This is a genomic window from Hylemonella sp. W303a, assembly GCF_046452315.1.
Taxonomy (GTDB): Bacteria; Pseudomonadota; Gammaproteobacteria; order Burkholderiales; family Burkholderiaceae_C; genus Hylemonella.
In genome coordinates this window covers 303,286-312,327 of record NZ_JBKFDG010000006.1, presented here as the reverse complement: position 1 = coordinate 312,327, position 9,042 = coordinate 303,286, and the positions used below count along the sequence as shown (strand labels likewise).

8 protein-coding genes are annotated in these 9,042 nt (G+C 66.5%); 2 read left to right on the top strand and 6 right to left on the bottom strand.

Annotated elements, in window-relative coordinates; translation table 11 throughout:
• Nucleotides 1–67: 67 nt before the first annotated feature.
• From truA to asd, 3 genes are all read right to left on the bottom strand, one after another.
• Nucleotides 68–880, bottom strand: coding sequence for a tRNA pseudouridine(38-40) synthase TruA (truA, locus tag ACLBKS_RS13480; protein WP_410193314.1), 813 nt, complete (start codon nt 878–880; stop codon nt 68–70).
• Nucleotides 881–922: 42 nt separating this feature from the next.
• On the bottom strand, nt 923–3,280 hold the full coding sequence (locus tag ACLBKS_RS13475; protein ID WP_410193313.1) for a FimV family protein: 2,358 nt from the start codon (nt 3,278–3,280) through the stop codon (nt 923–925).
• A 183-nt stretch (nt 3,281–3,463) separates the two neighbouring features.
• On the bottom strand, nt 3,464–4,594 hold the full coding sequence (asd, locus tag ACLBKS_RS13470) for an aspartate-semialdehyde dehydrogenase (protein ID WP_410193312.1): 1,131 nt from the start codon (nt 4,592–4,594) through the stop codon (nt 3,464–3,466).
• Nucleotides 4,595–4,959: 365 nt separating this feature from the next.
• Here asd and ACLBKS_RS13465 point away from each other — a divergent pair, with 365 nt between their 5' ends.
• Entirely contained in the window at nt 4,960–5,220 is a 261-nt protein-coding gene (locus ACLBKS_RS13465; RefSeq protein ID WP_410193311.1) for a DUF2798 domain-containing protein, read from the top strand.
• Nucleotides 5,221–5,264: 44 nt separating this feature from the next.
• Nucleotides 5,265–5,645: a cupin domain-containing protein gene (locus ACLBKS_RS13460; protein WP_410193310.1), complete on the top strand. Its 381-nt coding sequence runs from the start codon at nt 5,265–5,267 to the stop codon at nt 5,643–5,645.
• On the opposite strand, the gene ACLBKS_RS13455 is transcribed toward ACLBKS_RS13460, so the two are convergent.
• The 3 genes from ACLBKS_RS13455 to leuB all read right to left on the bottom strand — a co-directional run bounded on the left by ACLBKS_RS13455 (nt 5,624) and on the right by leuB (nt 8,938).
• On the bottom strand, nt 5,624–7,453 hold the full coding sequence (locus ACLBKS_RS13455) for a BTAD domain-containing putative transcriptional regulator (protein ID WP_410193309.1): 1,830 nt from the start codon (nt 7,451–7,453) through the stop codon (nt 5,624–5,626). The genes ACLBKS_RS13460 and ACLBKS_RS13455 overlap by 22 nt on opposite strands.
• A gap of 54 nt (nt 7,454–7,507) precedes the next feature.
• Entirely contained in the window at nt 7,508–7,780 is a 273-nt protein-coding gene (locus ACLBKS_RS13450) for a DUF4242 domain-containing protein (protein ID WP_410193308.1), read from the bottom strand.
• An 87-nt stretch (nt 7,781–7,867) separates the two neighbouring features.
• A complete protein-coding gene (gene leuB / locus ACLBKS_RS13445) occupies nt 7,868–8,938 on the bottom strand; it encodes a 3-isopropylmalate dehydrogenase (RefSeq protein WP_410193307.1) in 1,071 nt (356 codons plus the stop codon).
• Nucleotides 8,939–9,042 lie beyond the last annotated feature (104 nt).

Here is a 9,042-nt window from a genome sequence, read left to right as displayed (position 1 = left end):
CCATGTGCGCCGCCAACACGGTGGCGTGCGGATTCAGTGAGTCGTCGAGTGCGCCGAGCGCAAGCGTTCAAGGCAGCCAGTCAAATGCAGCGGTGCGGTCCGGCAAACCCCAATGCGCGTCGTAGCGCGGCCCAAGGAAATAGAGCCCATCGGGCATGAAGGTCGGAGCCGCCGCGTCCCGGCTGCGGGCCGCGACGACCTCGGCCATCCATTCAGGAGGCTTTTTGCCCTGACCGATCACGATCAGGCAGCCCATGATGTTGCGGATCATGTGGTGCAAGAAGGCGCTGGCTTCGAATTCGAAGCGCCAATAACAGATGTCTGGTGCGTCGGCGTCAGCGCGCGAGCCGCGCCGGCTGATGTCCACGCGCATCAGGTTCTTGATTGGCGACAGGGCTTGGCAGGCCGCGGCACGAAAGGAGGTAAAGTCGCGCTCGCCCAAAAGATGGGGCAGGGCGGCTTGCATGGCATTCAGGTCCAGCGGCTGGAACACCCAGCCCACGCGCCCTGCCTCCACGCTGGGCCGTACGGGCGACTGCAGCAGCACGTAGGCATAACGACGGCTGGTCGCGCTGGCGCGGGAGTGGAATTCAGCGGGCACAGGGTGCGCCCACTGAACCGCGATGTTGGACGGCAAGTGGGTGTTGGTGCCACGCACCCAGGCGTAGGGCGTGCGCTGTGCGTTCGTGTCGAAATGCACGACCTGCATCAAACCGTGTACCCCGGCATCGGTCCGGCCCGCGCAGAGGGTGGTGATGCGCTCGTCGGCAAACCGGGCCAGGGCGTGCTCCAGCCGGTCCTGCACCGTGCGCCCCGAGGGCTGGCTTTGCCAACCGTCGTAGGCGGCGCCGTCGTAACTCAGGCCCAGGGCGACGCGCATGCCGCGGTTATCGAGTCCGCGCTGCGGCACACCGCTTGCACATCAACCCAGGGCCGCCAGGGCCTGTTCGGCGCGTGCCTTCATGTCGCCCTCGGCCTCGGCGATGATTTCCTCGATCAGCGCCCGCGCGCCGTCGGTGTCGCCAATCGCTTTGAATTCGTCCGCCAAGGCCAGTTTGGTGGCCAGCGGATCGTCCTCGGCGTCGGCGGCCGTGGGGGCCGCGCTCAGGCTGGGCGATGGTGCATCCAAGTCCAGCGAGAGGCTGCTCAGATCGAAGTCCACCGCGGGTGGCTCGGGTCGTGCGGCAGCGGCGGCCGGTGGCGGCGGGGGCGTTGGTTCACCGAAATCCAGGTCGGCTTCCGGGGAGATGTTGCTCATCGTCTCGCCGGACTGGTAGATGGCGTTGTCAGGGTCCAGCTCGCGGCCCAGCACGCTGATCACGTCCCATTCGGGGCCACTGCCGCCACTGGCTTGGTGCGCTTGTGCGGCGATCTGGGTGAAATTGGTCAGATCATTGCGTTTCGCGTAGATCTCAGCCAGTTTCTGGTGAATGGCCACGCGCTTGGGTTGGCGCGGCAGCGCGTCCTTGAGGATGTCCTCGGCTTGCTGGTCACGGCCATAGGACAGGTAAAGCTCGGCTTCGGCCACCGGGTCCACATCGTCCCCTGCGGGCACGGAGGGAGCGCCTTGCGGATCGCCGGGCTCTACATTGGCCTGCATGCTGTCTTCGAACTCGTCGGCTGCGGCCCGTTGCTTGCGTCGGCGGTACACCAGCAAGCCGATCAGCAGGGCGGCCAAGCCTGCGCCTGCGGCAGGGACTACCGGGTTGGCCAGCAGATCATTGACCAGTTCGTCGAAAGAGACAGTGTGCTCCGGCGCAGCGGGCGTGGCCGCGGCGGCTTCTTGGGCCGCAGCCCCCGCAGCCGATGTGACGGGCACGGAGCCGTTGTCCGGCGCCGGGCTGGGCGTGGGAGCACTGGTCGCGGGCGCGGCGGGTGCAGGGCCTGCCGCAGGTGGCGTGGGCGCCGTGGCCTTGCTCAACTTTTCGAGTTCGGCGATGTTCTTGTTCAGCGCGGCACTGCGTTCCGCCGCCTCACGGGCCTTGCGTTCCTCGGCGAGGGCTTGCGCGCTTTGGGCTTGAACCGCGCCTTTGGACAAGGTGAGCTGGTCGGGCGTCGTCGCAGCGGGGCGGCGGTCTTGCACCTGCGGTTGCACGTTGCCAGCGGTCTGGCGCTGGGGCGCGGCGGCACGCGCGGGAGCGGCATCGGCGAGACGGCGACGGTAATCGTCGAAGTCCAGGTTCTGGGCGATGACGAGCTGGCGTGCCTGGGTGCGGGTCACGTTTTGCGCGGTGTCGGCGCCAGGCAGGGTGAGCACGGCGCCGGTGCGCAGACGGTTGACGTTGCCGTTGACGAAGGCTTGCGGATTGGCGCGCAGCATGGCCACCAGCATCTGGTTGAGCGAGACCTGCACATAGGCGGGCTGCTTGGCCATGTGGGACATGGCGATGTCGCTTGCGGTATCGCCTTGTTTCACGGTGACCCGCGTGCTGCGCGGGGCTGCCTTCTGGCTGGATTCGGTCTTGGCGGCAGGTGCGGCCGAGGCGGCGGGTGAAGCAGCCTGTGCCGGGGCTGCGGATGCGCTCTCGCTGGCCGCCGGTTGGGGAGTGGCAGGAGCTTGCGCCGCGGCATCGGGGGCCGGCGCGGGCTCCACCGCCACAGCGGGGCTGGGGACGGAGGCCGCCGTGCCGCCCGCGACAGGTTCTTTGGATGCAGGCTCGGTCGGTGCTGCCGATACCACCGGGGCCGCCGGTTCGATGGCAGGCGCAGGTTCCGGGATCGGGGCTGCGGGGGTGGGCAGCGCCGTGGTCACGGGGGGCGTGAAGACCGGCGCCGCGCTTTCGGGCGCAGCGGTGTCGGCCGATTTGCCGCCGTCCGGAGCGCTGGCGGTTTGCGCGCCGCCCGGGGGGGGATCGAACAGCAGGGTGTAGTCGCGCACCAGCCGACCCGAAGCCCACGTGGCTTCCAAGATCAGGTCAACATAGGGTTCATTGACGGCCTGTGGGTTGCTCAGGCGCAGGAAATACCGCCCGTTGGTTTGCTGCAGCGTGATCTGAAGGCCGTTGAGCGCGGGGCTGTACTCCATGCCGCTGGCGGCGAAGGAGGCCGGCGAAGCCAGTCGGGCGCGCAGCGAGGCGGCGTCTTCGTTGCTGATGTCCAGCAGTTCGACCTCGGCGCGCAGGGGTTCACCCAGCGAAGACTGGACCACCGCGCGGCCCAGGGACAGCGCATGGGCTGCGGCGCTGAACAAGCCGAGCGCCGTTGCGCAGGCCAGGGCCAAGGCGCTTTTTTGAAGCACGCCTGGTTGCCAGCGGGCGCGGTGGGTTTGGGCGGAAATCACAAGGGCCTCCGAAGATCGGATTGGGGCTGAGAATCAAAAAGTACCATAGCATCAATGACTTGCCTTGACAAGCTGAGAAGATGCTTAATCTTTGCGTTTTCTTTCGCTTTGCACCCGTTCGAACCTGATTGGGCGCGTTCGGGGGCACTGGGCGGCCGTGAGCGGCCGCCGTCATTCAGGCACTCAAGCCTGCAGCAGGATGCGCAGCATGCGGCGCAGCGGTTCGGCCGCACCCCACAGCAACTGGTCGCCGATGGTGAAGGCGCCTAGGTACTCCGGGCCCATGGCCATCTTGCGCAGGCGGCCCACGGGGATGGTCAGCGTGCCCGTCACGGCCACCGGCGTCAGGTCACGGATGGTGGCCTCCTTGTTGTTCGGCACCACCTTCACCCAGGCGTTGTCGGCGGCGATCATGGCCTCGATGTCGGCCAGCGGCACATTCTTCTTCAGCTTGAAGGTCAGGGCCTGGCTGTGGCAGCGCATCGCGCCGATGCGCACGCAGAAGCCGTCGACCGGCACGGCCGGCGAGCCGAAGCCTTCACCTTGCCCCAGAATCTTGTTGGTCTCGGCGCCGCCCTTCCATTCTTCGCGGCTGACTCCATTGCCCAGGTCCTTGTCGATCCAGGGAATCAAGGATCCGCCTAGCGGCACGCCAAAGTTGGCGGTTTCCTCGGCCGACAGGCTGCGCTGCTTGGCGATGACCTTGCGGTCGATCTCCAGGATGGCGCTCTTGGGGTCGGCCAGCAGGCTCTTCACCTCGGCGTTCAGGGTGCCGTACTGCGTGAGCAACTCGCGCATGTGCTGCGCGCCGCCGCCGCTGGCGGCCTGGTAGGTCTGGGTGCTCATCCATTCCACCAAGCCCGCCTTGTACAGCGCGCCCACGCCCATCAGCATGCAGCTCACCGTGCAGTTGCCGCCGATCCAGTTCAGGCCGCCCTTGGACAGGGCGTTCTGGATGACGGGCAGGTTCACCGGGTCCAGGATGATGACCGCGTCGTCCTTCATGCGCAGGGTCGAGGCCGCATCGATCCAATGGCCCTTCCAGCCCGCCGCGCGCAGCTTGGGGAAGACCTCGGTCGTGTAGTCACCGCCCTGAGCGGTGATGATGATGTCGCAACGCTTGAGCGCGTCGATGTTGTGCGCGTCCTGCAGCGTGGTCTCGTTCTTCGCCATCGCCGGGGCCTTGCCGCCCGCGTTCGAGGTGGAGAAGAACACAGGTTCGATCAGGTCGAAGTCTTTTTCCTCGACCATGCGATCCATCAACACCGAGCCGACCATGCCGCGCCAGCCGACCAGACCTACCAACTTGCTCATTACCGTGCCCTTCACAACATCAGGTTAAAAACAAACAGCGTTCCTACACACACCGCGTCGCTGTGACTCAACCATGGGAATTTGGGGCTGTGATCCGGCTCCGACTCGTCGTTCGGTGCCGGGGAGGGCGCGCGACGAGCGGGGCGAGGTCAGCCCTTGATCGTCGTGGTTTTGGTGATGTTCGCGCGCGCTACCCCGTCAGCCAGGATGGCGGCGGTGTTCAGAAGGAACAGGCGGGCGGGCGACATGGCGCAGGATTGTAGCGGATGGACGCCTGGTTTTGAGGGCTGTGGAACAATCGCGACTCTTGGCGGCGCGCCGTGCCGCCGCCGATGCACGCGATGCATGCCACCGACCGACGCTTCATGAATTCCACCGTCTCCCCTTCCTTTCGCAAACTCCCCGCGCGTTATGCCGCCGTGGTGATGCCTTTTTTTCTCTCGCTCATGATGTCAGGCATCATTTCCTTCATCAGCACCTTGCGCAGCATTGGCTGGCAGGCCATGTCTTTGCAAGGCTGGCTGGGCGCATGGGCGCTATCCTGGGTGGTGGCCTTTCCGACCGTGCTCTTGCTCTTGCCCGTGGTGCGTCGTCTGACGGCCATGGTGGTGCAGATCGAACGCTAAATTCAAGGGATCCTTTGGACCGTGATTGAGCGCTTGCCGCTGACATGAACCCGCCCGCCGTTATGCGATTGAGGTCCGCCCCGGACATCGCGGGCGCCGATGCGTCCGAGGATTACTTCCTTGCGCCCGAGAAGCTCATCACGGGCAATCCGAAGCAGACGCTTTGGATGCACTACACCGATCCGACGAAGCAGTACTTCGTGGGGGTGTGGCGCAGCGAACCCGGCAAATGGCGTGTCCACTACACCGAGGAGGAGTACTGCCGCATGCTGGATGGTGTGAGCATCATCACCGACGAATGGGGCCAAGCGGTCACGGTGCGAGCGGGGGACGAATTTGTGGTGCCAAGAGGCTTCGTCGGCACCTGGGAAGTGGTGGAGACGACGACCAAGCGTTTCGTGATCTACGAGAAGAAGCCAGGTTGATAGCCTTCCAACTCCCGGTCCAAGCGTGGATTGCCGATGTCGCTGGCCAGCAGGGCCGCCACGGTAAAGCTGGCCGAGTCGCCCAGGCGCGCCTGGTAAGCCAACGCGCGAGTGGTGAATTCGCGCATGCCCGCGCCCTCGGCCAAGGCACGCAGCTCCGTCAGCCAGTGGGCAGTCTGGTGCAGGTTCTGGACCACGGCCACGCTGCATAGCGCGTCCAGGGTGTAGCCCTGGCCCCAAAGATAGGCGTCGGGCAAGCGCGCGCAGCGCCGTAGCGCGTCGACGAGCAGGGTGACGGCCAGTTGGGTGTCTCCGCGCGCGACGGCGACCAGGCCCAGGCCACGCCCGGAAATACCTTCCCAGCACGGATCACCCAGGTGGCAGCCCAGAGCCCAGGCCTGCTCGAAGCGTTCCGCCGCGCCCGTGACGTCGCCGCGCAGCAGGTCCAATTCGGCGCACAGCGATTGCGGCCAGGGCAGGAACGCGGTCCAGGCCCGTTGCGCGAGTTGCAGGGAGCGTTGGAGCGCGCTCGCGGCTTTGTCCAGATCCCCCGTCAGCAGCGAGGCGCGACCGGACATCGAAAGCGCGTAGGCGAGCTGCCGGGTGTCATTCGCGTTGTCGGCCAGCGCGCAGGCTTGGTCCAGCACCGCGATCGCGTCCGGGTAGTGGGCCGTGTCGCTGAGCGCCGCGCCCTGCACGGTGGCGATGCGCGCCTGTTCCGCGGGGTCGTCCGCGGCCATGGGCGCGGCACGCCGCAGCCAAATCAGTGCGCGCTCGTAGCGGCCCCTCAGAAACTCGATGTAACCCAGTTCACGGCAGGCTGCCGCGGCCAGGGCGGGGCGGACAGAGCCGGCCTCTTGGCATACAGCCAAGGCCTCGTGCAAGGCTGCCGCGCCTTCTTCGTCGCGGCCCCGAGCGGCATGCACCAGGGCACTGCCCAGTGCCACGCGAGCGCGGGTGCGCAGATCAGGGTCATGGCTGGCATCGGCCTCGACGACGGCGCGGCGCAGGCAATGCAGCCCGGCGTCCAGCGCGCCCGCGCCGACGGCGGCTTCACCGGCTTCGAGCTGCGCCAGTGCGGCGGCCCGGCCCGTGGCGGGTTGGGTAATGGGGCGCGCGGTGGCGGTGTGGATGGCCGCGTCCAGGGCGGGGCCGGGCATGACACCCAGTTCGCGCCGGAACAGTTCGCGGCAGGCCGCGGCCTGTCGGGCTGCCGCGATGCCATCACCGGCCACGGCGAGGCAGCGCACCAGCAGCACCTGGAAGTCTTCGTCCAGCGGGTTCGATTGCACGAGGCGGCTCGCGATCTCAGCCGCGTCGGAGGATAGGCCCGCAGCCAAACGCTCCTGAGCGGCCTCATGCAACAGCGCTTCGGTGGCCGCGCGCAGGCGGCGTCGCTCGGTGGCGAGCCAGACTTCAAAGGCTGGGCAGTTGGGGAAAAACATGCCCTCCAGCAGATCCCTGCCCAAGCCGGAGAGTTGCAGTGCCTCTGTCCAGACGCCTCGGGTCACTGTTTCGATGTCCACGCAGGTGTCGTTCGGCAGCGTCAGCAGGGGGGCCTCGACGCGAGGCAAGGTCGCGTCCCCGAGCAGTCGGCGCAACTCGCTCAGGTTCCAGCGCAATGCGGCCAGCGGGTCTTCGGCGTCTTCGAAGAGCAGCGCCGCCAGATGGGCACGGGTTGCAGGCACTGGGCGGCAAAGCAGGTAGGTCAGCAAGGCCCAGGCCTTGCGCCCGCGTGGCGGGGTGACGGCCCAGCCATCGCGTTCGACGCGCGGCGGACCCAGCAAATGGATTGAAAGCGTGGGCATGCCAGGCGATGGTCGCGCAGGCCGCGCCGCAACGCAAGCCTGCGCGACCGGACCTCATTCCGCGGTCACGGGATCGATGATGGCCTTGACCTGAGCAACACTGTCGGCCGGAAAGCCGCCACGCTGAGCATGCTCGCGGACCGCGTCACCACTCTCGGCGTTGTAGATGCAGTACATCTTGTCGGGGGTGACGAAGCTTTGCACCCATTGCACGCGTGGGCTCATTTCCTTGAGCACACCGCAAGACTTCTGCGAGATGGCCTGCATTTCTGCGGACCGGGTGGCGCCGATGCCGGGGATGGCGCGCTCGATGACGAATTTAGGCATGGGGAACTCCTGTGAAAGTTGAAGGAGCCCCAACGATAGGTGGCGGGCGTGTGAGCCGGCGTGTGACGCACCGGCCCGCGAGCAGTCTCAGCCCAAGGCCTTGACCACCGCGTCCCCCATCTGCACCGTGCCGACCTTGGTCGTGCCTGCGCTGTGAATGTCCGGCGTGCGCAGTCCCTGAGCCAAGACTTTTTGCACGGCGGCTTCGATGCGCTGGGCTGCGGCTTCTTGGTTGAGGCTGAAGCGCAGCATCATCGCAGCCGAGAGGATGGTGGCCAGCGGATTGGCGACACCCTGGCCCGCGATGTCGGGCGCGCTGCCATGGCTGGGTTCGTACAAGCCCTGGTTCTTGCTGTTGAGGCTGGCCGAGGGCAGCATGCCGATGGAGCCGGTCAGCATCGAGGCTTCGTCGCTCAGGATGTCGCCGAACATATTGCCGGTGACGATCACGTCGAAGGACTTGGGGGCCTTCACCAACTGCATGGCCGCGTTGTCCACGTACATGTGGTCCAGCTTCACGTCGGGGTATTGCTGGCCGATTTCGGTGACGATGTCCTTCCAGAACTGGAAGGTCTCCAGCACATTGGCTTTGTCCACGCTGGTGACCTTCTTGTTGCGCTTTCGCGCGGCCTGGAAGGCGACGTGGGCGATGCGCTCGATCTCGGGGCGGGTGTAGCGCATGGTGTCGAAGGCTTCTTCGGCGCCGGGGAAGGCCCCGTCGGTGGCCGTGCGCTTGCCACGCGGCTGGCCGAAATAGATGTCGCCGGTCAGTTCACGCACGATCAGGATGTCCAGGCCTGAAACCAGTTCGGGCTTGAGGCTGGACGCGTGCGTGAGCTGCTCGTAGCAGATGGCGGGGCGGAAATTGGCGAACAGGCCCAGGTGCTTGCGCAGGCCCAGGATGGCCTGCTCGGGGCGCAGGGCGCGTTCAAGCTTGTCGTACTTCCAGTCGCCGACCGCGCCGAAGAGGATGGCGTCCGCTTCCTTGGCGAGCTTGAGCGTGCTCTCGGGCAGCGGGTGCCCGGCAGCTTCGTAGGCGGCACCGCCGACGGGGGCGGTTTCCATTTCGAACTTCAGGTCCAGGGCCTTGAGCACCTTGACGGCCTCGGCGATGATTTCGGTGCCGATGCCGTCACCCGGCAGAACTGCGATTTTCATTTTTAGGTTTCCAGTGTCTTATTCGGGAAACGCTGCGGAACCGGCTTTGCCGGGCCGCTGGCGTTGCCCCTGCAAGGGGTGGCGGAGCGCCCAACGAGGCGCGC

What these genes read in the sequence shown, in the direction of transcription:
- truA (WP_410193314.1), bottom strand. Translation starts at nt 880, where the DNA reads ATGCGCGTCGCCCTGGGCCTGAGTTACGACGGCGCCGCCTACGACGGT.
- asd (WP_410193312.1), bottom strand. Translation starts at nt 4,594, where the DNA reads ATGAGCAAGTTGGTAGGTCTGGTCGGCTGGCGCGGCATGGTCGGCTCG.
- ACLBKS_RS13465 (WP_410193311.1), top strand. Translation starts at nt 4,960, where the DNA reads ATGAATTCCACCGTCTCCCCTTCCTTTCGCAAACTCCCCGCGCGTTAT.
- ACLBKS_RS13460 (WP_410193310.1), top strand. Translation starts at nt 5,265, where the DNA reads ATGAACCCGCCCGCCGTTATGCGATTGAGGTCCGCCCCGGACATCGCG.
- ACLBKS_RS13455 (WP_410193309.1), bottom strand. Translation starts at nt 7,453, where the DNA reads ATGCCCACGCTTTCAATCCATTTGCTGGGTCCGCCGCGCGTCGAACGC.
- ACLBKS_RS13450 (WP_410193308.1), bottom strand. Translation starts at nt 7,780, where the DNA reads ATGCCTAAATTCGTCATCGAGCGCGCCATCCCCGGCATCGGCGCCACC.
- leuB (WP_410193307.1), bottom strand. Translation starts at nt 8,938, where the DNA reads ATGAAAATCGCAGTTCTGCCGGGTGACGGCATCGGCACCGAAATCATC.